This is a genomic window from Pseudomonas sp. Tav-5-1A (genome assembly GCF_055755055.1).
In genome coordinates this window covers 5,852,634-5,878,968 of the sequence record NZ_CM146901.1, presented here as the reverse complement: position 1 = coordinate 5,878,968, position 26,335 = coordinate 5,852,634, and the positions used below count along the sequence as shown (strand labels likewise).

General features: G+C 61.3%; 22 protein-coding genes and 1 pseudogene. 12 read left to right on the top strand and 11 right to left on the bottom strand.

The annotated features are described in order from the left end of the window. Positions 1–82 precede the first annotated feature (82 nt). The 4 genes from AC0J42_RS27090 to AC0J42_RS27075 are packed head-to-tail and all read right to left on the bottom strand — an operon-like array spanning position 83 to position 6,465. Complete coding sequence (locus tag AC0J42_RS27090; RefSeq protein WP_473004575.1) at positions 83–1,507, bottom strand: tyrosine-type recombinase/integrase; 1,425 nt, start codon at positions 1,505–1,507, stop codon at positions 83–85. Further along, positions 1,507–2,109 carry a hypothetical protein gene (locus AC0J42_RS27085; RefSeq protein WP_473004574.1) on the bottom strand — a complete coding sequence of 201 codons (603 nt, stop codon included), beginning with the start codon at positions 2,107–2,109 and terminating at the stop codon, positions 1,507–1,509. Before AC0J42_RS27085 ends, AC0J42_RS27090 begins: the two co-directional genes overlap by 1 nt. Continuing rightward, entirely contained in the window at positions 2,106–4,190 is a 2,085-nt protein-coding gene (locus AC0J42_RS27080) for an integrase (protein ID WP_473004572.1), read from the bottom strand. The genes AC0J42_RS27085 and AC0J42_RS27080 overlap by 4 nt, the downstream gene beginning before the upstream one ends. After that, positions 4,174–6,465 (bottom strand): hypothetical protein, encoded by a 2,292-nt coding sequence (locus AC0J42_RS27075; RefSeq protein ID WP_473004571.1) that lies wholly within the window; start codon positions 6,463–6,465, stop codon positions 4,174–4,176. The genes AC0J42_RS27080 and AC0J42_RS27075 overlap by 17 nt, the downstream gene beginning before the upstream one ends. A gap of 79 nt (positions 6,466–6,544) precedes the next feature. On the opposite strand from AC0J42_RS27075, the pseudogene hrpB reads away from it, so the two are divergent. Further along, a pseudogene (hrpB, locus tag AC0J42_RS27070) lies at positions 6,545–8,698 on the top strand (ATP-dependent helicase HrpB); the annotation flags it as partial. An 84-nt stretch (positions 8,699–8,782) separates the two neighbouring features. Here hrpB and AC0J42_RS27065 read toward each other — a convergent pair. Beyond that, positions 8,783–9,871, bottom strand: coding sequence for an endonuclease/exonuclease/phosphatase family protein (locus AC0J42_RS27065; protein WP_473004570.1), 1,089 nt, complete (start codon positions 9,869–9,871; stop codon positions 8,783–8,785). Between the two features lie 63 nt (positions 9,872–9,934). Beyond that, positions 9,935–10,594, bottom strand: a complete 660-nt coding sequence (locus AC0J42_RS27060) for a YciC family protein (protein ID WP_473004569.1) — start codon at positions 10,592–10,594, stop codon at positions 9,935–9,937. 200 nt (positions 10,595–10,794) lie between these two features. On the opposite strand from AC0J42_RS27060, the gene AC0J42_RS27055 reads away from it, so the two are divergent. From AC0J42_RS27055 to AC0J42_RS27040, 4 genes are all read left to right on the top strand, one after another. Next, on the top strand, positions 10,795–11,517 hold the full coding sequence (locus AC0J42_RS27055) for a DUF2076 domain-containing protein (RefSeq protein WP_473004568.1): 723 nt from the start codon (positions 10,795–10,797) through the stop codon (positions 11,515–11,517). A 128-nt stretch (positions 11,518–11,645) separates the two neighbouring features. Next, complete coding sequence (locus AC0J42_RS27050; RefSeq protein WP_416427033.1) at positions 11,646–12,125, top strand: LabA-like NYN domain-containing protein; 480 nt, start codon at positions 11,646–11,648, stop codon at positions 12,123–12,125. A 16-nt stretch (positions 12,126–12,141) separates the two neighbouring features. Continuing rightward, positions 12,142–12,750, top strand: coding sequence for a 3'-5' exonuclease (locus AC0J42_RS27045; protein ID WP_416427032.1), 609 nt, complete (start codon positions 12,142–12,144; stop codon positions 12,748–12,750). A gap of 75 nt (positions 12,751–12,825) precedes the next feature. After that, positions 12,826–14,163, top strand: coding sequence for a DEAD/DEAH box helicase (locus AC0J42_RS27040; RefSeq protein ID WP_416427031.1), 1,338 nt, complete (start codon positions 12,826–12,828; stop codon positions 14,161–14,163). 97 nt (positions 14,164–14,260) lie between these two features. Here AC0J42_RS27040 and AC0J42_RS27035 read toward each other — a convergent pair whose 3' ends face one another. Then, positions 14,261–15,508 carry a TIGR03862 family flavoprotein gene (locus AC0J42_RS27035; RefSeq protein ID WP_473004567.1) on the bottom strand — a complete coding sequence of 416 codons (1,248 nt, stop codon included), beginning with the start codon at positions 15,506–15,508 and terminating at the stop codon, positions 14,261–14,263. Between the two features lie 151 nt (positions 15,509–15,659). Next, positions 15,660–16,577 (bottom strand): histone deacetylase family protein, encoded by a 918-nt coding sequence (locus tag AC0J42_RS27030; protein ID WP_416427029.1) that lies wholly within the window; start codon positions 16,575–16,577, stop codon positions 15,660–15,662. A 79-nt stretch (positions 16,578–16,656) separates the two neighbouring features. Here AC0J42_RS27030 and AC0J42_RS27025 point away from each other — a divergent pair, with 79 nt between their 5' ends. The 4 genes from AC0J42_RS27025 to AC0J42_RS27010 all read left to right on the top strand — a co-directional run bounded on the left by AC0J42_RS27025 (position 16,657) and on the right by AC0J42_RS27010 (position 20,389). Next, on the top strand, positions 16,657–17,226 hold the full coding sequence (locus AC0J42_RS27025; protein ID WP_473004565.1) for a GNAT family N-acetyltransferase: 570 nt from the start codon (positions 16,657–16,659) through the stop codon (positions 17,224–17,226). Between the two features lie 99 nt (positions 17,227–17,325). Beyond that, positions 17,326–18,195, top strand: coding sequence for an acyl-CoA thioesterase II (gene tesB / locus AC0J42_RS27020; RefSeq protein ID WP_416427027.1), 870 nt, complete (start codon positions 17,326–17,328; stop codon positions 18,193–18,195). Continuing rightward, positions 18,192–18,779, top strand: coding sequence for an HAD family hydrolase (locus tag AC0J42_RS27015; protein WP_473004564.1), 588 nt, complete (start codon positions 18,192–18,194; stop codon positions 18,777–18,779). The genes tesB and AC0J42_RS27015 overlap by 4 nt, the downstream gene beginning before the upstream one ends. 323 nt (positions 18,780–19,102) lie before the next feature. Next, positions 19,103–20,389: a carbohydrate porin gene (locus AC0J42_RS27010; RefSeq protein ID WP_416427025.1), complete on the top strand. Its 1,287-nt coding sequence runs from the start codon at positions 19,103–19,105 to the stop codon at positions 20,387–20,389. 27 nt (positions 20,390–20,416) lie between these two features. Here AC0J42_RS27010 and ypfJ read toward each other — a convergent pair whose 3' ends face one another. Next, on the bottom strand, positions 20,417–21,289 hold the full coding sequence (ypfJ, locus tag AC0J42_RS27005) for a KPN_02809 family neutral zinc metallopeptidase (protein WP_473004563.1): 873 nt from the start codon (positions 21,287–21,289) through the stop codon (positions 20,417–20,419). 146 nt (positions 21,290–21,435) lie between these two features. On the opposite strand from ypfJ, the gene pcaH reads away from it, so the two are divergent. Then, entirely contained in the window at positions 21,436–22,155 is a 720-nt protein-coding gene (pcaH, locus tag AC0J42_RS27000; protein WP_027981145.1) for a protocatechuate 3,4-dioxygenase subunit beta, read from the top strand. A gap of 13 nt (positions 22,156–22,168) precedes the next feature. After that, entirely contained in the window at positions 22,169–22,774 is a 606-nt protein-coding gene (gene pcaG / locus AC0J42_RS26995; protein ID WP_027981146.1) for a protocatechuate 3,4-dioxygenase subunit alpha, read from the top strand. Between the two features lie 54 nt (positions 22,775–22,828). Here pcaG and AC0J42_RS26990 read toward each other — a convergent pair whose 3' ends face one another. Next, on the bottom strand, positions 22,829–23,650 hold the full coding sequence (locus AC0J42_RS26990; RefSeq protein ID WP_473004562.1) for an aldo/keto reductase: 822 nt from the start codon (positions 23,648–23,650) through the stop codon (positions 22,829–22,831). Positions 23,651–23,838: 188 nt separating this feature from the next. On the opposite strand from AC0J42_RS26990, the gene AC0J42_RS26985 reads away from it, so the two are divergent. Continuing rightward, positions 23,839–24,615 (top strand): IclR family transcriptional regulator, encoded by a 777-nt coding sequence (locus tag AC0J42_RS26985; RefSeq protein ID WP_473004561.1) that lies wholly within the window; start codon positions 23,839–23,841, stop codon positions 24,613–24,615. 133 nt (positions 24,616–24,748) lie between these two features. On the opposite strand, the gene AC0J42_RS26980 is transcribed toward AC0J42_RS26985, so the two are convergent. After that, a complete protein-coding gene (locus AC0J42_RS26980) occupies positions 24,749–26,065 on the bottom strand; it encodes an MFS transporter (RefSeq protein ID WP_473004560.1) in 1,317 nt (438 codons plus the stop codon). Between the last annotated feature and the right edge of the window lie 270 nt (positions 26,066–26,335).

Genomic DNA, 26,335 nt, shown 5'->3' with positions numbered 1-26,335 from the left:
TCAAAGTGCCCCCACAACGGCACCTTAAGCCATTTTGTCCCACATGATTTTCCAAAACGGGGGCGCGAAGTGGATCACTGTGTCAGGAGGTTGGAGAGAGCTTGCGTGCAATCTCAAAGTCCTCATCTCTCAAACGCTTCAGCTTCAACAGTTCGGCTTCATATTCCTCTACGGCTAAATTATTTTTTAATCGCTGTATAAGTTGTTCCTGTTTTCTATCAAACAGCTCCATGGCACTGGTGAGATACACTGAAGAAACTGTCGCGGAATAACCTGTAATCTCCTTGAAGGCTAGGTGGATGTAACGCTCTACTGACTCTAGCGATTGATGTCCTGTCCACATCATGACCTCCGCGATAAAGCCTTTGACGTCGAGAAGTGCTCGTCGGAACTCATCGGAGTTTGACATCTCATGCTCTTTGATCATCCTCACGAATTTTTTTGTGATGAATGCGTGCCTGAACATATGTGGAGAAATTTTCTCTTTAACGCCTGCTGCTATTTTGAGAGCCGTAACCTCCGACGTGATTGTATCCGGCAGTAGGCCCTCACCAGTTGTTTCACCTATAAACAAGAAACCATCGTTTTTACCTTTGTTGAATTTCTTTGCAACCTTTCTGCGATGCAGATCGATGAAGGAAATTATATCGCTGAGCATCATTTTATGAATCGGAATCAACCGTTCGCTTGAGGTTCCCTGTTTCCAAGTCTCCAATCGAAGCATTGGGTTATCAGAATTAAATGCGCTCAGGATATCCTCGACCCGGATTCTTGAAATTTCCCCTCGCCGAGCCCCCGTATGCTCTAAGAGCAGAAGCATAATCTTTCGCCTCATGTTAACGAATCGAGAGCCGGGCAATGTATCAACGGCATCGGTCAATTTCTTGATGTTGGAGTCTGAAATCGGGAATACGCTTCGTGTCCGTCCCCCTAGGCTAAGGGAATGATGGTGGGTATAGCTTTTCTTAATGCTTCGACCATTGCGGGACGTAATGGTGAAGGTCTCATGGGTTATTCGAATCGTACCACCTTTCGCCACGAACTCCGGTTTTCCATTGAGTCGCCCCACAAACTCTAAAAAGTCCAGGCAAAGGCGGCCAATCGCTAGAATGGTCGGCTCAGACTTTTTCCTGGCGGTTGGGTAGATAGGGGACTTCTCGACTCTCAATGAATCAATGAAAGTCGTGAAGGTCGAATCTGTGAGGTGTATGAGATCTATGTTTTTGTAATAGCAATAGCGGATCAGTTGACCTATTTTAGACGCGTATTCACCAAGTGAGCCTCCCTTAGAGCCTCGAGTAGATAGACCACGCTTGCCGCCGCGACCTGCACGCTCAAGCAGAGACAATATGAAGAGATTCGCTGGAATACATGGAAAACCATTTGGCCATGTTATAAATGGGACGCTGCTAAAAGTATTGGTTTCAATTCTACCCAGCGCCATGTGGGAAAAAAGTGTTAACTCATCAACGAGCGAGTGAAGCTGATGAGGGGGCTCCTTTTTCATCATCGATACTCGGCAAGGTTAATGACGGCCTTCTCATCTGGATTTGCAAGCCTGTTAAATGGCGGGGCATTGAGCGATGTGATTGCTGATAGCGCCTTGATTGCCTCCGTCGCTCGTAGCGCCCTGACGCCTGTGGTGGATGCGTCTCGAACACTTTTTATGTCATCAAGGGCACGATTAAGGGCCTGTAACAACACCATGTTCGTCTTCTGCAGCGCAGAGAGCTTGTGCTCAAGCTCCTCAACGCACAGGGTCAGCCCTACCTTAGTCCGCTTATTGGAGCGCTCCGCCCTACGCTCGGCAGCTGCAACTGCCTCCAGAGCTGAAACACGTAGCCTGTTAAACCCACCAAACCCTGTCGAGACGTTTCGCTCGGCATAGGTCTTCAGCGTATTCAAGCTCATGGGCGATGTCGTCTTGGCTGTATCTCCCGCCTGGAAGCTGATGTTCAGGCGCGCCGTCGCCTCTTGGCTCTTGAGGGACCGGATCAGCTCCTTATTGTCCTTGAAACTATCGGGTGAGTTATAGACCTGATGAAGAAACTCCAAAAGCACACTAAATGCCAAGTTATTTCTCTCCACGCGAGCATCAACCTTCTTCATGCGTCAACCCCTTTGACTTTTGCGATTACTTTAAAGCGTTGGCCATCGCCATCTTCGAAAAAATCGGGCTCGATGGTAATCGCCCCCTCTTCCATCAGATCAGCGAGGTAGTCTTCCAGTTCGTTAGTATCAGCGAGCGTGAAATCCTCAGTGCCATAGCGGGCGGTAATTAACGCAGCCAGGCTTTCGTAGTTTTCAATGTCGCCGCTGTGCAAAGCTTCAGCCACATACTGGACTTTGGCGCCCGCAAGAGTCGCTCCATCTATTGCTTCAGTGATGTAATTCCACACATGTTGGACGTCGGTGTGCCCAAGCATCCACTGTAAGGTTTCGAGACCGCCGAAGCTGCTTGAGTAGAAGAATAGCATCGCAAAGAATCGTCTGAGCTGATGTTGGCGAATGTAGTAGCGATTGCCATTTTCATTTTTTTCGGTTTCAAAGTAATCGCAGAAGAAATCAAGGTTTTGATTGTAGTTGTGTGCGTTAGATCTCGCGAGAGTTAAAGCGCAATTAATTGATGGGCTGCTGAATACTTCCATTGGTTCATCAATAAATCCTAAGCGTTTCAGGATTTTTTGCATTCGAACAAGATTTTTAACCATTTGAGTCGCAATGGGCTCAATGGGTCTGACCTCAACCTGACGAACTCCGAAGAGATTGGAAGTGCTTTTCCGATTTTGAAATACAAGCCATTGCTCAGAAATATCTAGGCAATTGGATGCGTGAAGCTCCTGAAGTTCTCCTACTCGACGACCCATTAGGGCTCCGACAACGATCTGGGCGCTCCCGATATAAACTTTGATAAGTTCAAGTAGGCCTTTGTTGGCTCGGAGGTCTAAGTAATACTCAGAGACTGACTTCTTAACACGGCAACGGTAGCCACTGCCTACTGCCCGCCGAGACAGCCCAAGGTGCTTAACCCCAAGCTTTCGAAGGTCTTCACCAATAATGTGACATACTGAATGGTCGTCAAGCTCACCAGTTTTTATGCCATTTACTTTGCAGTGCAGTGCGATTTTGCATAAGCCACTAATCAGCGTTTTGCCATGTTTTACATGAAATTCAATCGCATTCCTTATCGCGCTGAATACCACCCGTGAAGGTAGAGTCCTAAACCTACCCCGCTTACCTGTATCAACCATAAAATGCTTCACGGCGGCTAGGTCGCTTATAGATGGTGCAGGCAATCCAACTTCATGAAGGTTGCCAAGACTATAAAGAATTCTCTTATACCCGTAGTAGTTGGAGTCACATATCGTTTCAGCTTTGCCAGTATTTACCGGTATTGGGAGCAGCTCTCGGTTAAATAGTTCGTGCTCTTTCGTGGTAAGAATTTCGATTGCCGGTTTTAGTTCGTGGCGACCTTTCAGTGTGTCGCGGTAGATGATTTTAGAAATTTTTATAGAGTTGGCGTTGTAGCCTTTCGCGGAGTGTCTATAGAAACCGTTCAAATGCAAGGCCGCACGAACACGAGGGATCATTTCCAACGGGATCTCAAGTGTATTATTCTCAGCTTGGTCTGGAGTGACAACATCTAGGTGAGGGAGCTCTTTGAGTGTGTGGTCAATTTGGCTTGCGCTCGTATTGAGGGTGAGGTTCAAGCAGAAAAGCGATAACCTCTTACTCCAGCCATACACTGCCTCTGCTGCGAATTTGCTTGAGCAGATTTCAGATAAAATAGTCTTAAGTGCGTCCCTGCCCAAGCCAGCAAAACCATACTTAGCCAATTGAAAGGTCTTAGCGTTGAGTAACAAAAAATCGATAATGTCCAAGGCATGGTTAAAATCGATAGCCCTTGTTGCAGGCGATCCGGTGCCGGAGCCAGACTGGTCGAGAGAATAAGTAGAGCCTGAAAGGTAGTATTTGAATCCTTTTAACAAGTCATTGTTTTTAGGTTCAGTAAGGCGACTGCTATCATCAAGCAGGACGTTCCAATCAATGCTTTTAGGCTTTGCGAAGCCAAAGCTATACTTCCAAATATTGTCATCGAACGCACTGAGCAACCAATCTGCGTGCCTTAGTGCAATACTTGGTTCAACGAAAAATGGTTCCAAAAAGTCGAGCTCAGCCGGCAGTTGCATATATGATCTTTTTCATTCGGTTTGGATTGCAATGAGCTTTTGCGGTGTTCAGATGCTCTTTCAGTAAGCTATCATGACCACGCTCGATCTCTTCGCTTATGTATTTGGAGACTTCGGCCCAATACCTAGCTCTGCCGCAAACATTTTGTTCTTGGTCGGCAGTTTTAACGGCGGCTTCTAACGAAAGGAGAGCCGTCATGATCCCTGCATTAATTGATATGTAGACCCGGCTATTTTGTGATGTGGTCTTTTTATCGCTTGGCTTGTTCTCTGGGTTTCTCAGGTGATGAGGCATATCTTTAAGTGCGTGATTTTGGAGGAAGGAGTGCAAATCGTGCATGCTTTCAAAACTTGTAGCATCCAACAGGTGTGGACTATCCTTCATGGCTTCACAGATCATGCTGCGTTGGAAAATTCTGATCCACCTGGTTTGAAAGAAAGACAGAATTGCTTCAGGAAGATATCTTCTCAATAGGGCTGTATTATAGCTGGCATGACCCAAAGCTTTTGCCATTTCCGTAACACTTTTCGTCCGAAGGTACACCTCAGCACCGCATGAGGATCGGAAAGATGAGAGGGAAACCCTTTCCAAGAAAAGTAGTATGTCGCAGGGAATCATTTCTTTATATGGAGCAAATTGATTAAGCAGGCCTTCACGTAAGTGGCTATGCGATTTCAATCTAGCTCGACCCCAAAGGGGCTGTTTGGAACTTGATGGAGGAGCAAATCCTTGGCCGCAAGTGATGAAAAGCTCCTTCCAAATAGGGCTTCCCTCGTCACGAAGAGCCTTTCTGAGCGGTGCTGTGATTTCAATGATCTCCTCAATCCATCGCTGGGAGTTTTCATTGAGATCGATAACTTGCTCGCTCAGCTTACTGCCTCTTCGATCTTTGTAACCTACTAGCTTTGCGCCGTTGTTCGACTTGATGTAGCCTATGTAGTCCCCGTTGTCATGTTGGAGCTGAAATTTGTTAAGAAAGCCTGGTGTGATTTCTGGGTGCTCGCTTACTAGGAGGAACATATAAGGATGAAGGCTGTTAGCTGTTGGTAATCCCAATAATTCGGCAGTTTTTCTGACGCTATCTTTTCCAAAGCGCGTAAGCAGATAATCTTCGCCTCGTTGGAAACCATCTTTTTCAAATGTGGCGAAAATATCCTCTGGGGCGATTTCAGCTATGGTTTTTGCTGACATCCCGGAGCTAATTGGGGTACCTGTTTCGGCGATCTTCTTTCGCAGACGAGCACTGCTAATGAGTTTTGAACTCTGATCGAGAGCCCAGCTTTTTATGATTGTAATATCTGTGTGAATTCTGCTGAATAAAATCTCAATTGCTTCTTCATCAGTAAGATTTAGAGGGATAGGTGTGATTAATTTTTCATGCACCAGTATGCCGTCCTCCCCCATTTTCTTTCTGCTGTCATGGCCGAGGTCAGGCCTTGACTTTGGTTTAGGCAAGCCGCCTTGGTAGGGAGTTGCCCACTTGCCGGTCTCTATGAAAATTTCCTCACAGGTCGACATAAAATTAGTCCAATACAAAATTTTTGGATTAATTGTAAGTCCGCGAGTATGTAGATCTATAAAGAAGGTTTTCATGAAGGCAAGGAAAAATGCTTTTATCATTTGAGGGTGCTGGAATGTTACAGCGGGCCAGTCATTACTGTTGGCTGAAAGAAACTGTGCCAGTCTGTTGACTAAGGAGCATGGAGGCCGTGCGAGTTTTTTAAAATGTTGTTGCCACTGATGGAAATAATCCTCGGTAAAACTTTGACCATGGCTTGTCCAGAGATCTGCAAGGGCAAGGTAATAATTTTGGCCTTTAGAGCTTTCTGCAATCCACCCATTCCAATATTGCATGCGTATTGGGCATAGTTTCGAACGATGCTCCTGCCAGATACCATCGTATCGCTCCATGCTCACACGGTCATGTTCCACCCGTTCCATTGCGGGGATCTCCTCGCAAAGAGCCTGATGAGCAACAGCCATGAGGCGAGCCATGGGGCGGCGCGAGGCAGCGTGCATTTCCACAAAGACGTCACTCATCAGGGCACCCATGAATCCCCTGACCAAATCCAAGTATTTGGGGCTGGAGAGATCAGGGTAGGTGGCCTGGGCGTTTTGCAGGTCGAAATAGCATTCGAGTAGCTTAAGGGCGGTGGTGTGGCTAGCGGTCCTGCTAACCCTCTTAAATGTACTTTCAAGCAGTTCTACAACTTCCGGTGCTAGGGCTTTGTACGGATAGTTCGCCAACGAGGCGGTTTTTTTGATAATCGTCAATTTCTAATCGCTCGCATAATGTCGCTTTTAACGCTCTATCTAGGGCTTTTTGACATTGTGACGGGATGGTGCAATCGGTCAATTCTGCGAACGCAGCCTCGACGCCGACCTGGCCCTGGCCCTGAGCCTCAACGGCCGCGCGCTGCTGCGCGACGAGCCGCCGCTGAAGATTTTGCTGATGTCGGCAACCCTGGAAGGCGAGCGCCTGGCGGCCATGCTCGACGATGCGCCGGTGGTGCGCAGCGAAGGGCGCATGTTCCCGGTGGCCATGCGCTGGGGGCGGCCGTTCCAGCCGGGCGAGTTCATCGAGCCGCGGGTGGTCAACACCGTGCTGGAAGCGCTCAACGACGAGAGCGGCAGCCTGCTGGTGTTCCTGCCCGGCCAGGCCGAGATCCGTCGCGTGCACCAGCAGCTGGCCGACGCCCTGGGTGAAGATGGCAACGTGTTGCTGTGCCCCTTGCACGGCGAGTTGGACCTCAACGCCCAGCGCGCGGCTATCGACCCGGCGCCGGCGGGCAAGCGCAAGGTGGTGCTGGCCACCAACATCGCCGAGACCAGCCTGACCATCAACGGCGTGCGCGTGGTGGTGGATGCCGGCCTGGCGCGGGTGCCGCGTTTCGACCCTGGCAGCGGCATGACCCGCCTGGACACCCAGCGCATCTCCCGCGCCAGCGCCACCCAGCGCGCCGGCCGGGCCGGGCGCCTGGAGCCGGGCGTGTGCTACCGGCTGTGGTCCGAGGCCCAGCATGAACAACTGGCGGCCTATGGCGCGGCCGAGATCCTCCAGGCCGACCTGGCCGGGCTGGCGCTGCAACTGAGCCGCTGGGGCGTGACCCCGGAGCAGCTGAGCTGGCTCGACCTGCCACCGGCGGCGGCCTACGGCCAGGCGCTGGACCTGCTGGTGCGCCTGGGGGCGCTGGCCGAACCGGGCGCCACGGCGCTGACCAGACACGGCGAGGCCATGGCGCAACTGCCGGCCCACCCGCGCATCGCCCATCTGCTGCTGCGTGGGCAGGCCTTGGGCTTGGCTGGCTTGGCGTGTGACGTGGCGGCGCTGCCGGGCGAGCGCGACATCCTGCGTGGCGCCGGCGCCGACCTGCACAGCCGCCTGGGCCTGGTGTCCGGCGAGCAGCGCGGCGCGCGCGGCAGCCAGGGCGGGGTGCAGCGAGTGCGCCAGCTGGCACGGCAATACCGTGGCTACCTGCGCGGCGACGCCAGCGCGCCTGTGGCCGATCCCGAGCACCCGCGCTGGCTGGGCGCGCTGTTGGCGCTGGCCGATCCCGACCGCGTGGCGCAACAACGACGTGCCGGTGGTGGCGAATACCGCCTGGCCAACGGCCGCGCCGCGCAGTTCGGCGAGCCGGATGCGCTGATGAAGCACGAGTGGATTGTCATCGCCGACCTGGGCAGCCGCCAGGGCCAGCGCGAAGAGCGCATCTACCTGGCCACCGACTTCGACGCCGGGCTGCTCGACGGCGTGCTGGCCGAGCAGGTGCGCCAGGTCGACCAGCTGGAGTGGGACGAGCGCGAGGGTGTGCTGCGCGCCGAGCGCCAGCGCAAGGTCGGTGAGCTGGTGCTCAGCCGCGAGCCGTTGCCGGGCCTGGACGACGCCGCGCGGGCCAGGGCGCTGGTGGGCCTGGTGCGGCGCAAGGGCCTGGAGCTGTTGCCGTGGACCCCGGAGCTGCGCCAGTGGCAGGCGCGGGTGAACCTGCTGCGCCAGCTGGACCTGGCCGGCAGCGGCAGCAGCGAATGGCCGGACGTCAGCGACTTGGCATTGCTGGCCAACCTCGAAGCCTGGCTGGAACCCTACCTGGGCAAGGTCACGCGCCTGAGCCACTTCGGCAACCTGGACCTGTCCTCGATCCTGCGCAACGCCTTGCCGTGGCCGCTGCCCCAGCGCCTGGACGAGCTGGCGCCGCAGCATCTGACCGTGCCGTCGGGCAGCAACGTGCGCCTGGACTACAGCGAAGTGCCGCCGATCCTGGCGGTGCGCCTGCAGGAACTGTTCGGCCTGGCCGAAACCCCGCGCATCGCCAACGGCCGCCAGCAGGTGCTGTTGCACCTGTTGTCGCCGGCGCGGCGGCCGGTGCAGGTGACCCAGGACCTGGCCAACTTCTGGCGCAGCACCTACGCCGAGGTGAAGAAAGACCTCAAGGGCCGCTACCCCAAGCACTACTGGCCGGACGACCCATTGATCGCCGAAGCCACCGCCCGCATCAAACCCCGCAAATAACCCCATGTGGGAGCTGGCTTGCCAGCGAGCTGTTGAGGCCCTAAAAGCTCGCTGGCAAGCCAGCTCCCACACGGGTATCGATCGTCAGGGGGCGGGGGGCGGCAATAAAAGCCGCGCCGTCAGCGGCAGGTGATCCGAGATCTCCTCGGTGTCATCCTGCCGCACCCGCGCCTCGATGCGCTTGAGCTTGGGGCTGTGGAACAGGTAGTCCAGGGTGCGGTCGGGCGCCGGTATCGCCGGGTCGTTGGGGTAGTGGGTGAACCAGTCGCTGCGGTCCTCGCCGCTGGCTTCGGTGTTGGCCGGGATCATCGGATAGCGGTCCCACAGCAGATGCAGGGGGCTGTCTGCCGGATACGCATTGCGCTGCGCGAGCGGCAGGCGCAACGCCTGGCCCAGGGGCAGGGCGTTGAAGTCGCCGCCCAGCAGCCACGGCGTGCCGTGGCTTTCCATGCGGTCGATGCGCTTGAGAATGGCCTGCATCTGCCGGCCCTGGGTATCCTCGCCCGGTACAGGGCCATCCAGGTTGGTGTTGAGCACCGCCAGCTGGCCGCCGTCCTGGATCGGCAGGTAGCTGGTCAGCAGCGCGCGGCGCGGGGCAAAGGGTGCGGTCAGCCAATGGCCTTCGGCCTGGGGCAGTTGCTGGCGCTCGGCCTGCACGATCTGGAAGCGGCTCAGGGTCGCCAGCTTGCGCCCGACGCTGCCGAGGATATGCGGGTTGGGGATGAAGTCGGCCTTCCAGTCGAAGGCCTCGACGCTGCACGGGTACAGGTCGACGATGCGTGCGCGCAGCAGGGTCAGCTGGTCCTGGTAGTCGCTGGCCTTGGCGCCGTCGTCCAGCTCCTGCAGCAGCACCAGGTCGGGCTGTTCATCGCGAATCACCCGGGCCACCTCATCGAGGTTATAGGCCAGGTCCTCGGCGGTGGCGCGGTCGTCCGGGCCGCTGCCATCGGGCAGGTCGTTCCAGAACACGTACTGCTTGCCCGCCAGGTGCTGCACGTTCCAGGTCATCACCTTCACGGCCTGGCCCGGCACCAGTTGCGGCGCCGGCCCGCGGCACATGTTGGCGAGCTTCTCGCGCTGGGGCGGGTGCCAGGTCAGGGTGTAGGCCAGGATGCCCAGCAGCAGCGCCAGGGCCACCAGTACCAGCAGGGTGTTGCGCAGGAGTCGGGTCATGGGCTCGGCTTTGGCTTCGCGGTATCACCGGAGCATAACCGAGCCAGGCGCCGCGCCCAAGCCTCAGGGCTGGGTCGTGTCGCCCACGCGCAGCATGAACAGGCGGTACAGCACCACGCTGGTGAACAGTTGCAGGAAGCCGTTGACGCTGTCCAGCAGCAGCGCCTGCCAGTTGCTGGGCTCGGGCCACACCGAATTGCTGACCAGGTCGATGGCCCACAACGGTATCAGCGCGCCGAACACGCAGATCAGGATGCGCACGAAGTGCCCCTGGGTCAGTTGGAAGCTGTCGCGCATGGCCGCCATGGGCGTCAGGCCGCGCAACACCAGCAGATACTCGGCGAACACCAGCCTGATCATGACGTAGACGCCCGGCAGCACGAACAGCGACAGGCCGAGCATGATCAGCACGGTGCTGCTCGCCGCCAGCACGGCGAAGAATGGCCACAGGCGCAGGGTTACGGCCAGCAGGTTGCGCTTGAGCGGCTGCAGGCCCTTGCTGCGGGCGTCGAGGAACAGAATCAGCGCGCCGGTGTACAGCGGGTAGAACAGCAGGCCCACGATGATGTCATACATGGGAGAGGCGTCTTCGCCCACCGTGTGCTGCACCATCTGGGTGGCCAGGGCTTCCAGCACCACCAGTGGCAGGCACAGCTGGGCAATGGCCAGCAGGTTGCGGCGGAAGAAATACAGGGAGTCGCGCAGTACGCTCAAGGGGTTCATCAGTCGGTATCGCAGTAGTCAAAGCAGGCCGACACTTTAGCCCATGCGCCAGGTGGCTCCAACCGCGCTGGCGTGTCGCTGCCTGAAGGAAGTTTCATGGGGCGCTACCATTGAAACCGTCATGCACGTGCCCCATTTTGTACGCAGGCCGCCCATACCGGGCCGGGCCGAATTTTTACCGGCAATCTAACGAGGTCGCCATGAACAGCGAAGAGCAAACCCTGATCGATGGTCTGTTTACCCGGCTCAAGCAAGCCGAAACGGGAGCAGCCCCACGCGACGCCCAGGCGTTCGAGCGGATCAAGGAACATGTGGCCGCGCAACCGGCAGTACCTTATTACATGGCCCAGGCCATCCTGGTACAGGAAGCGGCCCTCAAGCGCATGGACGAGCAGGTGAAGAAACTGCAGGCCGACCTGGCGCAAGCCCAGGCCCAGGCCGCTGCCGCCCAGCAACAGCCGCAACAGAGCGGCGGTTTCCTGTCGAGCATTTTCGGTGGCGGTTCCCGTGAATCCGCCCCGGCCCCGCAGTCCTCCGGCGGCTGGCGCGAACCTGGCAACCAGCAGTACCAGCAACCGCCGCAACAGCCGCAGTACGCGCCGCCACCGCCGCCACAACAGGCGGCTCCAGCCGCTGGCGGCTTCATGCGTGGCGCCCTGCAGACCGCAGCCGGCGTGGCCGGTGGCGTGATGCTGGCCGAAGGCATCAGCAGCCTGTTCCACCACAACAACCAGCCCCAGGAAATCGTCGAAGTGCTGCAAGAGCCAGTGCCGATGCAGGACCAGGGCGGCTGGGGCAACGAGTCCGAGCGCTTCGCCAACAACGATTCGTGGGGCGGCGACAACGGCGGCGGCTTCGCTGACTCCGACTTCAACGACGATAGCGGCGGCAGCTTCTTCGACGACGACGACACCTTCGTCTGACCCCCTCGGCAGGCGGCCCGCCACCCCCTGGCGGGCCGTTTCGCCAGACAATTCCCAGCACCCGCGTTGCAACTGGCATACTGACGGCCTGATCAAGGTCGAGCGCTTTGGCGCCACGAGGATGTGCGGTGAAAAGAATCGCGGTGTTCGCCGATGTACAAAACCTCTATTACACCGTTCGTCAGGCGTATGGTTGCCACTTCAACTATGCCGCCCTGTGGGCTGACATCAGCAAGGGCGGGCAGATCGTCGAGGCCTACGCCTATGCCATCGACCGTGGTGACAGCAAACAGCAGCAGTTCCAGCAGATCCTGCGCAACCTGGGCTTCACGGTAAAACTCAAGCCGTACATCCAGCGCAGCGACGGTTCGGCCAAGGGCGACTGGGACGTGGGCATTACCATCGATATCATGGACGCCGCCGACCGCGTCGACGAAGTGGTGCTGGCCTCCGGCGACGGCGACTTCGACCTGCTGCTCGAACGCATCATCAGCAAGCACGGCGTCACCGCCGTGGCCTACGGCGTGCCGGGGCTCACCGCCAATTCACTGATCCGCGCTGCCAGCCGCTACGTGCCCATCGAAGGCGCGTTGCTGCTCAAGAACTGAACCCCTGGAGTTGTTTTTGGAACGTATTGCCGTCATCGACTTTGAAACCACCGGCATCTCGCCGAACGCCTACTGCCGCGCCACTGAAATCGCCGTGGTGATGCTCGAGGGCGGGCAGATCGTGGACCGTTACCAGAGCCTGATGAACGCCGGCGTCGCAGTGCCGGGCTTCGTCGCCAGCCTGACCGGCATCACCACCGCCATGGTGCGCAGCGCGCCGCCAGTGGCCCAGGTGATGAACGAGGTGGCGGATTTCGTCGGTGACACGCCGCTGTTGGCGCACAACGCCTCATTCGACCAACGGTTCTGGGACTTTGAACTGGGCCTGCTGCGCCGCGAGCGCCGCCAGCGCTTCGCCTGCTCGATGCTGCTGGCCCGCCGCCTGATGCCGGCGGCGCCGAACCACAAGCTCGGCACCCTGACCCAGTGGGCCGGCCTGCCGAACACCGGCACCGCCCACCGGGCCATGGCCGACGCCGAGATGGCCGCCAACCTGATCCAGCACCTGGCCGGCGAGCTACGCAGCACCCACGGCCTGAGCAACGTCGGTCACGACCTGTTCTGCACCTTGCAGAAGATCCCCGCGGCTAAGATCGGCGAGGCCCTGCGCAAGCAGCGCGGTTGAACGCCGGCGAACCGCAACAGGCGCCGACAAGGTAAACTGCGCACCATTGCAGAACTTGACCTTACGGTACCCCTGATGACATTCGCCACCCTTGGCCTGATCGAACCCCTGCTGCGCGCCCTGGAAACCCTCGGCTACCAGACCCCGACGCCAGTACAGGCCCAGGCCATCCCGGCCGTGCTGGCCGGCCGCGACCTGATGGCCGCGGCCCAGACCGGCACCGGCAAGACCGCCGGCTTCGCCCTGCCGATGCTGCAGCGCCTGACCATGGAAGGCCCGAAAGTGGCCAGCAACTCGGTGCGCGCGCTGGTGCTGGTGCCGACCCGCGAGCTGGCCGAGCAGGTGCACGCCAACATCCAGGAATACGGCCAGCACCTGCCGCTGAGCACCTACGCGGTGTACGGCGGCGTCAGCATCAACCCGCAGATGATGAAACTGCGCAAGGGCGTCGACCTGCTGGTGGCCACCCCGGGCCGCCTGCTCGACCTGTACCGCCAGAACGCGGTCAAGTTCAGCCAGCTGGAAACCCTGGTGCTGGACGAGGCCGACCGCATGCTCGACCTGGGCTTCGCCGAAGAGCTGCGTGATATCTACGCCGCGCTGCCGAAAAAGCGCCAGACCCTGCTGTTCTCCGCCACCTTCTCTGACGCCATCCGCCTGTTGGCCGGGCAGATGCTCAACAACCCGCTGAGCATCGAAGTCAGCCCGCGCAACGTCGCCGCTGCTTCCGTGAAGCAGTGGGTGGTGACCGTGGACAAGAAGCGCAAGCCCGAGCTGTTCATCCACCTGCTCAAGCGCCTGAAGTGGAAGCAGACCCTGGTGTTCGCCAAGACCCGCAACGGTGTCGACGCGTTGGTGGAACGCCTGCAGGGCCTGGGCATCAACGCCGACGGCATCCACGGCGACAAGCCCCAGGCCACGCGCCAGCGCGCCCTGGACCGCTTCAAGGCCAATGAAGTGCAGATTCTGGTGGCCACCGACGTGGCTGCCCGCGGCCTGGACATCGATGACCTGCCTACCGTGGTCAACTTCGACCTGCCCATCGTCGCCGAAGACTACGTGCACCGCATCGGCCGCACCGGCCGTGCCGGCCTGACGGGCGAGGCGATCTCGCTGGTGTGCGCCGACGAAGTGCAGCTGCTGTCGGCCATCGAAGTGCTGACCCGCCAGACCCTCAAGCGCACCGAAGAGCAGGGTTTCGAGCCTGATCACCGGGTGCCGGAAACCAACGCCAGCGGCGAAGTGCTGAAGAAACCGAAAAAGCCGAAGAAACCCAAGGTCACCGGCGGCAAGCGCACCCTGGGCAAATGGCTGGACAGCGGCGACACCCCCACCGAAAACGTCGCCCCGGCGGCCAAGCCGGTGCGCAAGGTGCCCGTGTTCAACACCGGCCCGCGCAAGCGCAAGCCCTGACCTATCGCAGCGCCTTCGGCCTCTCTGCGTAGCAGCTGCCGAAGGCTGCTCCCGTGGCCATCCCGCGTTGCTCCTGGACGCGGCCTGGCGGCCGCTGCTACGGGGTGTGTGGGGTCTTCAGCCAGGTAAGGGCGCCCTCGGCGGCGCGGCGGCCGCTGGCGAAGCACGCGGTCAGCAGGTAGCCGCCGGTCGGCGCTTCCCAGTCGAGCATTTCCCCCGCGCAGAACACGCCAGGCAACGCCTGCAGCATCAACCCCGCGTCCAGCGCTTCGAAACGCACGCCACCGGCGGTGCTGATGGCCTCATCCAGCGGCCGTGGCCGCACCAGCACGATCGGCAGCGCCTTGATCGCCTGGGCCAACGCCTGCGGGTCATCAAAGGTGGCCTTGTCGGTCAGCTCGCGCAGCAGGGCCGCCTTCACGCCATCCAGCCCAAGTACGCTGTGCAAATGCTTGGCCATGGAGCGTGAGCCGCGTGGCCGGGCCAGGGCGGCAGCCACTTTATCCACAGCCTTGTTCGGCTGCAGGTCGAGGTACAGCGTCGCCTGGCCATTGGCGTTGATCTGCTCGCGCACCTGCGCCGACAGCGCGTACACCAGGCTGCCCTCGATACCGCCGGCGGTAACGATGGCCTCGCCCAGGCGTGGCGTTGCCCCGGCCAGGAACATCGCGACGTTCTTCAGCGGCGCACCGGCGAATTTCTCGCGCAGCAGCTCACTCCAGCCCGCCACCTCAAAGCCGCAGTTCGCCGCCTGCAACGGCGCGGTGTTCACGCCCCGAGCCTGCAACCACGGCAGCCAGGCGCCATCCGACCCCAGCCGCGCCCAACTGGCGCCCCCCAGCGCCAGCAGCGTGGCGTCGGGGCGCAGGGTCAATTCACCCTCAGGATGGGTTATGCACAGGCTGCCGTCCGCGCGCCAGCCCTGCCAGCGGTGCCGGGTGTGGATAACCACGCCCTGCTCGCGCAGGCGCTTGAGCCAGGCGCGCAGCAACGGCGCGGCCTTCATGTCGGTGGGGAATACGCGGCCAGAGGTGCCGACGAAGGTCTCGATGCCCAGGCCGTGAATCCATTGGCACAGGTGCTCGGCGTTGAAGCCTTGCAGCAGCGCGGCCACTTCGTCGCGGCGTTCGGCGTAGCGGCCGACAAAGGCCGCATAGGGTTCGGAATGGGTGATGTTCATGCCACCCACGCCGGCCAGCAGGAACTTGCGCCCCACCGACGGCATGGCGTCGAACACCTCGACGCGCACGCCGGCCTGGCTCAGGACTTCCGCTGCCATCAACCCGGCAGGGCCGCCACCGATGATGGCGACGTGGTGGACAGGGGCGGGCAGGGAGTGAGACATGGGCGGCCATCGGGTGCGAAATAAGCCGACCATTGTAGCTCATCACCAGTGGATAAAAAACGTACAGCGGGCTGCAGGCCGCGTGGATACTGGCGTCGCAGAGCTTGCCCGCAGGTTATCCACAGGCGGCTCCACAGCCGATGTGGGTAAGTTACAGCCCCAGGTCCGTCCATACTCGCTGGGCGCTGTGGTGCAGCAGGCCGTGGCGGCGGGCCAGGGCCTGGCGGTCCTTGCTGTAGCCGCCGCCGATCACGCCCATGACTGGAATGTCGCGGCCCAGGCAGTGCCGCAGCACCGCCTCGTCGCGGGCCGACACCCCGGCGTCGGTCAGTTGCAGGTAGCCCAGGGCGTCGTCCTTGTGCACGTCCACGCCGGCGTCGTACAGCACCAGGTCGGGCTGGTACAGCGGCAGCAGGTAATTGAGCGTGTCGTGCACCACTGCCAGGTAATCGGCGTCGCCCATGCCCATGGGCAGCGGAATGTCCCAGTCGCTGTCAGCCTTGCGTGCGGGAAAGTTCTTCTCGCAGTGCAGGGAAACAGTGATGGCGTCCGGGGTGTCGGCGAGAATTCGCGCGGTGCCGTCGCCCTGGTGCACGTCGCAGTCGAAGATCAGCACCCGGCTCACCCGGCCGCTGCCCAGCAGGGCGTGGCTGATGATGGCCAGGTCGTTGAAAATGCAGAACCCGGCAGGGTGGTCATAATGAGCATGGTGGGTGCCGCCGGCCAGGTGGCAGGCCAGGCCGTGCTGCAACGCCTGCTCGGCGGCCAGCAGCGAGCCGCCCACGGCGCGCACGGTGCGCCGCGCAAGGGCCTCGCTCCAGGGCAGGCCCAGGCGGCGCTGGTCTTCGCGGGCCAGCTCGCCGCTCATGAAGCGCTCGATGTAGTCGCGGTCATGGGCCAGCGCCAGCACGTCGTTGGGGCACAATTCCGGGCGCAGCAGGTCCGCGTCCTGCACCAGGCCGCTGGTCACCAGGTGGTCACGCAGCAGGCGGAACTTGTCCATGGGGAACCGGTGTTCGGGCGGGAAGGGCGGGCTGTAGTCGTCGTGATAAATCAGTGGCAGCGGCATGAGCAATTCGCGGCAGGTGGATGTCCGATTCTTGCCACGCTCACGATAAACTTCAAGGACTGCACGGGGGAATGCACCGATGAAGCCGATTTTGCAGCTGGAAAGCGCGCGCCTGGTGCTGCGCCAGTGGCGCGACGAGGACCTGCCGGAGTTCGCCGCCATGTCGGCCGACCCGCAGGTGATGCGCTACTTCCCGGCCTTGCTCACGCGCCTGGAAAGCGCCGCCCTGATTGGCCGCGTGCGCGGCCATTTCAATGAGTACGGCTTCGGCCTGTGGGCGCTGGAGCGCAAGGACACCGGGGCCTTCATCGGCTTCACCGGCCTCAGCCACGTCAACTTCGAGGCACCGTTCACCCCGGCGGTGGAAATCGGCTGGCGCCTGGCGCGCCGCCACTGGGGCCTGGGGTTCGCCAGCGAGGCAGCCTGGACCAGCCTGCGCGTGGCGTTCGGGCAGCTGGGCCTGGAGGAAGTGGTGTCGTTCACCGCCCAGTGCAACCTGCCCTCGGAGAAGGTGATGCAGGCCATCGGCATGCAGCGCGACCCCAGGGGCGATTTCGATCACCCGCGCCTGCCTGCCGGCCATGAGCTGCAGCGCCACCTGCTGTACCGCATCGACCGCGACGAGTGGCGCCACACCCTGCACGGCTAGACCAACGTCGCGACGGTGGGGTTTGCCCCTGTAAAGCCTGTATCATTTCCCCGGTTGGCTCGTTTCACGGGCACTGTCAGCGTTTTTTGGAGAGTTCGTATGAGCCATGTGTTGGACGACCTGGTCGACCTGTTGACCCTGGAACCCATCGAGGAAAACCTGTTTCGCGGGCGCAGCCAGGACCTGGGTTTCCGCCAGCTGTTCGGCGGCCAGGTACTGGGCCAGTCGCTGTCGGCGGCCAGCCAGACCGTGGAAGACGCCCGCCACGTGCACTCGCTGCATGGCTATTTCCTGCGCCCGGGCGACGCCCAGCTGCCGGTGGTGTACATGGTCGACAAGGTGCGCGACGGCGGCAGCTTTAGCACCCGCCGGGTGACCGCGGTGCAGAAGGGCCAGCAGATCTTCACCTGCAGCGCCTCCTTCCAGTACGACGAGGAAGGCTACGAGCACCAGGCCTCGATGCCCAACGTGGTGGGCCCGGAAAACCTGCCCACCGAGCTTGAGCTGACGCAGAAGAACGCGCACCTGCTGCCCGAGCACATCCGCGACAAGCTGCTGTGCCCCAAGCCCATCGAAGTGCGCCCGGTGACCGAGCGCGATCCCTACAACCCGGTGCCTGGCGACCCGGTGAAGTACGTGTGGTTCCGCGCCGATGGCACCCTGCCGGACATCCCGGCGCTGCACAAATACATCATGGCCTACGCCTCGGACTTCGGCCTGCTGACCACCTCGCTGCTGCCCCACGGCAAGTCGGTGTGGCACAAGGACATGCAACTGGCCAGCCTCGACCACGCCCTCTGGTTCCACGGCGACCTGCGCGCCGATGACTGGCTGCTGTACGCCATGGACAGCCCCTGGGCCGCCAACGCCCGCGGTTTCTGCCGTGGCAGCGTGTACAACCGCGCCGGCCAGTTGGTGGCGTCCGCGGCCCAGGAAGGCCTGATCCGCCAGCGCAAGGACTGGGCATGAGCCTGCGGGATATCCGCCACTGGGTGTTCGACATGGACGGCACCCTGACCGTGGCGGTGCATGACTTCGCGGCCATTCGCGTGGCCCTGGAGATTCCGCCCGAGGACGACATCCTCACCCACCTGGCCGCCTTGCCGGCCGAGGTGGCGGCGGCCAAGCACGCCTGGCTGCTGGAACACGAGCGCGAGCTGGCGGTGGCCTCCCGCGCCGCCGATGGCGCCGTGGCGCTGGTGCGCAGCCTGGCAGCACGCGGGCATACCCTGGGCATCCTGACGCGCAACGCGCGGGAGCTGGCGCACATCACCCTGGAAGCCATCGGCATCGCCGACTGTTTTGCCGTTGCAGACGTGCTGGGCCGTGACGACGCGCTGCCCAAGCCCAACCCCGACGGCCTGCTCAAGCTGGCCCGGGCCTGGGGCGTGGCGCCGGCGCAGATGGTGATGGTCGGCGACTACCGCTTCGACCTCGACTGCGGCCGCGCAGCGGGCACCCACACCGTACTGGTCAACCTGCCCGAAAACCCCTGGCCCGAACTGGCCGACTGGCACGCCCCCACCTGCACCGACCTGCTCAACCTCGCCTGAACCTTCCCGGCCATTCGCGCACTTCTTTCTTGTGGGAGCTGGCTTGCCAGCGAGCTTTTAAGGCCCCAACAGCTCGCTGGCAAGCCAGCTCCCACAGGATGTAGCAGCAACTGGGGATACGGTTGCCCCCGTCGGACCTTCGCACACCAGCAGATGAAACTAAACTAACTATTCCGATCATTTTCTTAAATTTTGAAATAGTTTTTTGCTACCATTGGTCTTAATCCTTGCAGGGTGCGTCATTATGATGCACCCCTCGCACTAGGCTAGAACTGCATTGCCTGCCGATACCCCCCCAGAACCAATTCAAATCGTAGAGAATCATGCTGATCAAATCCTCGCGTTGCATTAAGACTTCGGGCCTGGTGGCCGGCCTGTCGCTGGGCTCCCTGGTGGTTGCGGCCCCGGGCATGGCCCTGGCTGACGACTCGACCATGACCGGTAACTGGGGTGGCGAGCGTACCCGCCTCGAGAACGAAGGCATCAAGATCACCAGCGACTACGTTTCCGAAACGTTCGGCACCGTGCACGGCGGCGAGAGCCACGGTGCTCGCTACGCCCAGCAGCTGCGTATTGGCGCGCGTTTCGACCTGAGCAAGATCCTGGGTATCGACAATGGCGGCGTCGTGCAGGTCATGGTCACCGACCGTCGCGGCAACAGCGCCTCGGCCGACCTGGTGGGCAACCGCCTGCCGGTGCAGGAAATCTACGGCGGCCAGTACACCCGCATCAGCGAGGTCAGCTACGAGCGCACCATCTTCACCCCGAACCTGGACATGAAAGTGGGCTTCATGCCCATGGGTAACGACTTCGGCGGCATGAGCATCCTCACCAACTTCGTCAACGCCGGCTTCTGCGCCCACCCGTTGTCGATGTCCGGTGGCAGCGGCTGGACCAACGCCCCGACCGGCCACTGGGGCGGCATGCTGAAGTACAAGATCAACGACGAGTGGGCTATCCAGACCGCCGCGTTCGAGGTCAACCCGATCACCAACAGCGAGTCCAAGTACGCGCTGCGCATGAGCCCGGACCACTACACCGGCACCATCATGCCGATCGAAGCCATCTACACCCGTGGCGGCACCTACGACGGCCAGTACAAGTTCGGCTGGTACTACGACACCTCCGACACCGCGCGCATCGCCGGCAACGGCACCGCTGCCGGGCGTTCGGGCTCCTACGTGCTGGCTGACCAAGCCGTGTGGCGCTCCGCCACCGACCCCAAGCGCAACCTGCACGTGTTCGGCCAGGCTACCCAGACCGACGCCGCCACCTCGCCGTTCCGTCACTGGTACTCGGCTGGCGTAGTGCTGCACAAACCGTTCGACAGCCGTCCTGACGACGCCATCGGCCTGGCCTATGGCCGCGCCGTGCTGAACGAGCGCACCCGCGACAACCAGATCGCCGCTGCCACCACTGCTGCCGCAGCTGATGACATCGACAACCTGGACAGCGGCGAGCAGCTGATCGAGCTGAGCTACACCGCGCAAGTCACCAAGTGGCTGACCGTGCGTCCTGACGTGCAGTACATCAAGGAACCAGGCGCCTTCTACGGCGTGAACACCCAGAACGCGCTGATGGCTGGCGTACAGGTCAAGGCCGCGTTCTGATCACAGGTTCTTCGTCCCGAAGGTATCTCACTGGTTGATCTGACCCTGGGCGAAACCGGTCTTGAACCAGCGCACGCGCTGGGCTGAAGTACCATGGGTGAACGAGTCGGGGACCACGCGTCCCTGGCTCTGCTGCTGCAAGCGATCGTCGCCAATGGCATTGGCGGCGTTCAACGCCGACTCGACGTCGCCGGGCTCCAACCAGTGCAGCCGCTGTTGCGCATGGAACGCCCATACCCCCGCCAGGCAATCGGCCTGCAATTCCTGCCTTACCGACAAGCCATTGGCGCCTTCCATCTGTTCGCCACGCTGGCGCGCGGCCTGCACCTTCGCTGGTATGCCCAGCAGGTTCTGCACGTGGTGGCCCACTTCATGGGCGATCACGTAGGCGTCGGCAAACTCGCCGGCGGCGTGGAAGCGCTGGTCCATTTCCTTGAAGAAATCCATGTCCAGGTACACCTGGCGGTCGCCCGGGCAATAGAACGGGCCGGTGGCCGAGGTGGCAAAGCCGCAGGCCGAATTGACCTGGCCGCGGAACAGAATCAGCTTGGGATCCTGGTACTGGCGGCCGGCCTTCTGGAAGATCTGCCCCCAGGTGTCCTCGGTGTCGCCCAGTATTGCCCGGACGAAATCGGCCTGCTGGTCGTTGGCAGGTGGGGCAGGGCGGCTGCGGGTGTCCACCGGGGCGGGCTGCGGCTGGCTCAGTTGCCCGGTCAGTTGTCCAAGAATCTGCATGGGGTCCTGGCCGGTCAGCAGGCCGAAGCCGACGATCAGCACCACCGCGGTCAGGCTCAGGCCCTTGCCGCCAATGCGCAGCCCGCCGCCTCCGCCGCCTGCGCCAGGGTCGTCATCGCGGGCGTCCACCACGTTGTCACTGCGCCGGCCTTTTTTCCACAGCATGGTGAGTACCCTCCACGACCGCTATTCAGATAACCATTTGGATATGTATCCGACTGGTATATTCAATTTTCGTTGTGGGAATTTTCATTGAGACTAGTCCGAAGCCTGTCCGCAGGACCCAATAAATCAAATAATAGGAGAACGGCATGTCTTCCCAAGACACCAGTCGCTTCGTTATCCGTGATCGCAATTGGCACCCCAAGGCCCTGACCCCCGACTACAAGACCTCCGTGGCCCGTTCCCCGCGCCAGGCGCTGGTGAGCATCCCGCAGTCGGCCAGCGAGTCTACCGGCCCTGATTTTTCCCACCTGAAATTCGGCAAGTACGACAACGACCTGCTGCTGAACTTCAACAATGGTGGCCTGCCCATCGGCGAGCGCATCATCGTCGCCGGCCGTGTGTGCGACCAGTACGGCAAGCCGATCCCCCACACCCTGGTGGAAATCTGGCAAGCGAACGCCGGCGGCCGCTACCGTCACAAGAACGACCGCTACCTGGCGCCGCTGGACCCCAACTTCGGTGGTGTCGGCCGCATGGTCACCGACAGCGAAGGCTACTTCAACTTCCGCACCATCAAGCCGGGCCCGTACCCATGGCGCAACGGCCCGAACGACTGGCGCCCGGCGCATATCCACGTGTCGGTCAGCGGCCCGTCGATCTCCACGCGCCTGATCACCCAGCTGTACTTCGAAGGCGACCCGCTGATCCCGATGTGCCCGATCGTCAAGTCGATCGCCGACCCTGAAGCCGTGCAGAGCCTGATCGCCAAGCTCGACATGAACCACGCAAACCCGATGGATTGCCTGGCTTACCGCTTCGACATCGTGCTGCGCGGCCAGCGCAAGACCCACTTCGAGAACTGCTGAGGAGAGCGCCACCATGCCTATTACCTTGCTCAAGGAAACACCTTCGCAGACCGCTGGCCCGTACGTGCACATCGGCCTGGCCCTGTCCGCTGCCGGCAACCCGCCGCGCGACGAGGAAATCTGGAACCAGATGGCCAAGCCCGGTGCGCCCGGCGAGCACATCATCCTGCTGGGCGACGTCTACGACGGCAACGGCCACAAGGTGCGCGACTCGTTCCTGGAGTTCTGGCAGGCTGACGCCAACGGCCACTACGACACGGACTACAACCTGGAGAAGCCGTTCAACAGCTTCGGCCGCACCGCCACCACCTTCGACGGCGGCGAGTGGGACCTGCACACCATCAAGCCAGGCGTGGTCAAGAACGCCGCCGGCGTGCCGATGGCGCCGCACATCAACGTCAGCCTGTTTGCCCGTGGCATCAACATCCACCTGCAAACCCGCCTGTACTTCAGCGACGAAGCCGAGGCCAACGCCAAGGACCCGGTGCTGAACCTGATCGAGCAGCCGGCCCGTCGCGAAACCCTGATCGCCACCCGTTGCGAAGTGAACGGCAAGACCGCCTACCGCTTCGACATCCGCATCCAGGGTGAAGGCGAGACGGTGTTCTTCGACTTCTAAGCCTGTTTGCAGCCAAAAAAAACCGCCCTTAAAGGCGGTTTTTTTGTGTGGACATCAATCCCACTGCGGGGCGAACGGCGGGCTTACCAGGCGCTGGTCTTTCGGCAGCGCGGCAATGATCCGGCGGTCCTCGTCATCCAGCGGCACCTGCAGCGACGCCAGGTTGCTCAGCTGGTTGGCCTTGCTCGCGGCCTTCGGGATGGCGGCCACGCCGTCCTGGTCCAGCAGCCATTTCAGCGCCACCTGGGTCGGCAGCACGCCGTGTTTCTCGGCGATGGCCTGCAACTGGGGAATGTCCGACACGCGGTTGCGCACGATCGGGCTGTAGGCGGTCAGGGCCATGTCGTGCTTGCGCGCCAGTTGCAGCAGCGGCGTCTGGTCCAGGGTCACGTGGTATTCCACCTGCAGCACCGACAGCGGCGCGCCCAGTTCTTCCAGCACCTTGGTCAGCAGCGGCAGTGGGAAGTTGGCCACGCCGATGTTGCGTGCGCGGCCGTCTTCCTTGAACGACACCAGGGTCTCGATGGTGCGTTCCAGGTCCCAGTCCTTGGTCGGCCAGTGAATCATGAACAGGTCGACGTAGTCGCTTTGCAGCGCCTTCAGGGTGTTGTCGAAGGATTGGCGCATGTCGGCCGGGGCCAGCTTGTCCCACCACACCTTGCTGGTGACGTGGATCTGCTCGCGGGGCACCGAAGACTGCACCAGGGCCTTGCCCACCGCGTCTTCGTTGTTGTAACCGGCGGCGGTGTCGATGTGCCGGTAGCCCACCTCCAGCGCCTGCACCACGGCGGCGGTACATTCCTCGCCGACCATGGGCCAGGTGCCCAGGCCCAGCTTGGGCATGTTCAGCCCGTGACGGTTGGTGATGCTCTGCATGCGCAATCTCCCTGCATTCGTTTTTGCTGACGGGTTATGTAATATTCTGGAATCAAGTTCCACATTCTATGGCCGGGTTTCCCGCCAGGCCAAGGGGTGCGGCGCCGAAGTTGGGCGAAGATCGGACAATGGTTGCGCTTCGTCCGCCCGTGGCTAGAATCGCCACACTTTCACCAGGACCCACGACCATGGCCGGCAGTCAGATCGAACGCGCTTTCAGCCTTCTCGAAAGCCTCACCAGCGACCCTCGCGGCTTGCCCATGCAAACCCTGGCCGAGCAACTGGACATTCCCAAGAGCGCCACCCACCGCATGCTCGGCGAGCTGATCCGCCTGGGCTACGTGCGCCAGAACCCGGACAACAGCCGCTATCACCTGTCCACCAAGCTGGTGGCCATGGGCTTCCGCTACCTGGCCAGCAGCGGCGCCGACATCGTCCAGCCGATTCTCGACCGGCTGGCGCAGCACACCGGCGAGCTGGTGCGCCTGGGGGTGATCGACGGTGACCGCCAGACCTGGATCGCCAAGTCCCAGGGCGCGCGGTCCGGCCTGCGCTACGACCCGGAAATGGGCCGCGACGCGCCGCTGTTCTACACCGCCTCCGGCCATGCCTGGCTGGCCAGCATGAGCGACGCCCAGGCGTTGGCGCTGGTGGAGCAGCAGGGCATCGCCGACCCGGCGGACTTCGGGCCGAACGCGCCGAAATCCAACACTGAGTTGCTGCAACATTTGGAGCAGGCGCGTTCGCGGGGGTATTCGCTGGTGATGGAAAGCTCGGCGGTGGGCACCTCGGCCATTGCCGCCGTGGTACGCCGGCCGGTGGATGGCCAGGTGGTGGGGGTGTTGAGCGTGGCCGGGCCGACGGCGCGGTTGAGCGAGGGGCGCTTGCAGGAGCTGTCGGTTGCCTTGTTGGCGGCGGCTGAAGAGCTGTCTGGCGCCAGCCCGGCGTCCGAGTTGTTCAGCTAACCCTGGATCATTGCCACGCCGCCGGTCCGTAGCCGCTGCCGACAGGCTGCGCTGGCCCGCAATTACGCTGTAGATCTCCAGCGTGGCATAGGGCCAGCGCAGCCTGGCGGCAGCGGCTACGCAGTGGTGTGGGTCAATCGACTGCGGGCACCTTGCGCGGGGCCATCAGGTACAGCCAGGTCAGGGCGATGAAATACATGCCCGGGATGATCATGAACAACACGTGGTAGTTGTTGTTGGTCACGGTCAGGATATAGCCCACGATCTGGGTCATGAACATGCCGCCCACCGCGGCGCACATGCCGCCGAAGCCGAACACCGTGCTCATCATGTGCTTGGGCGTGTAGTCCATCACCACCGCCCAGATGTTCGCGGTCCAGGCCTGGTGCGCGGCGATCGCCAGGGAAATTGCCAGCACCGCCACCCACAGGTTGCTGGTGCCTGCGGCCCCCACCACGGCGATGATGCACAGGGCGAACATCAGCATCGAGGTCAGCCGCGCCTTCACCGGCGACACGCCACGGCCGATCAGGAACGACGACAGGATGCCGCCGCCGACGCTGCCGAAGTCAGCGCTCAGGTAGATGATGATCAGCGGGATGCCCATCTGGGTCACGTTGATGCCCAGCTGGTATTGCTGGTTCAGGAACGGTGGCAGCCAGTACAGGTAGAACCAGAACACCGGCGCGGTAATCGAGTAGGCCAGGGCGAAGGCCCAGGTGCCGCGCATGCGCAGGATGCGGTGGAACGGCACGCCCTGCTGCGCAGGCTCCGGCTCGCCCTGCACGTACTCAAGCTCGCTCTGCTTCACCCGCGGGTGGTCTTCGGGGTTGTAGTATTTCAGGCCCCAGAACACCACCCAGGTCAGGCCCAGGCAGGCCATGCAGATGAACGCCGCCTGCCAGCCCCACACGGTGAGGATCAACGGCAGCATCACCGGGGTGATCATCGCGCCGACGTTGGTGCCGGCGTTGAAGATGCCGGTGGCCACGGCGCGCTCGCCGGCCGGGAACCACAGGCGCGTGGTCTTCACGCAGGCCGGGTAGTTGGCGGCCTCGGTCAGGCCGAGGATGAAGCGGCACACCATGAAGCCGGCGGCGGAGGTCGCCAGGCCGTGCAGGCCGGTGGCCAGGCTCCACAGCAGCACCGCGCAGAAGAACACGCGCTTGACCCCGACCTTGTCGATCAGCCGGCCCTGCAGCACGAAGCCGATGGCGTAGCCCACCTGGAACCAGAAGTTGATGTTGGCGTAGTCCATCGCCGTCCAGCTCATTTCCTTGGCCAGGATAGGCTGCATCACGCCCAGGGCGGCGCGGTCGATGTAGTTCAGGGTGGTGGCGAAGAACACCAGGGCGAGCATGCCCCAGCGGGTCTTGCCCACGGCAAGGGCACCGCGGATTTTCTCGCCCATGCTGGCATGGCGAGGCACGAGAGCATTTACAGCGTGCATGTGAGTTACCCGATTCTTGAAATTTTTATGGAGTAGCGCTGCGCTGAAGGTCTGTGGGTATAAGACATTCAGTTTCACTTGTCGGTTGGCTTTTGGCCGCGTGACGGACTTCAATGGGGGTTGGGATGTTGGCGATCAGCCGAAAAATCGTCAATTGAAGAGGCCGCTTTCCGGTCGATAATCGCACACAAAACTAACTGGTTCGTACGCGTCAAATTTGCGGTATAAATTAGCTTCCAAGAATTCTTTCAACCCGTTGCAGGCGCGCCT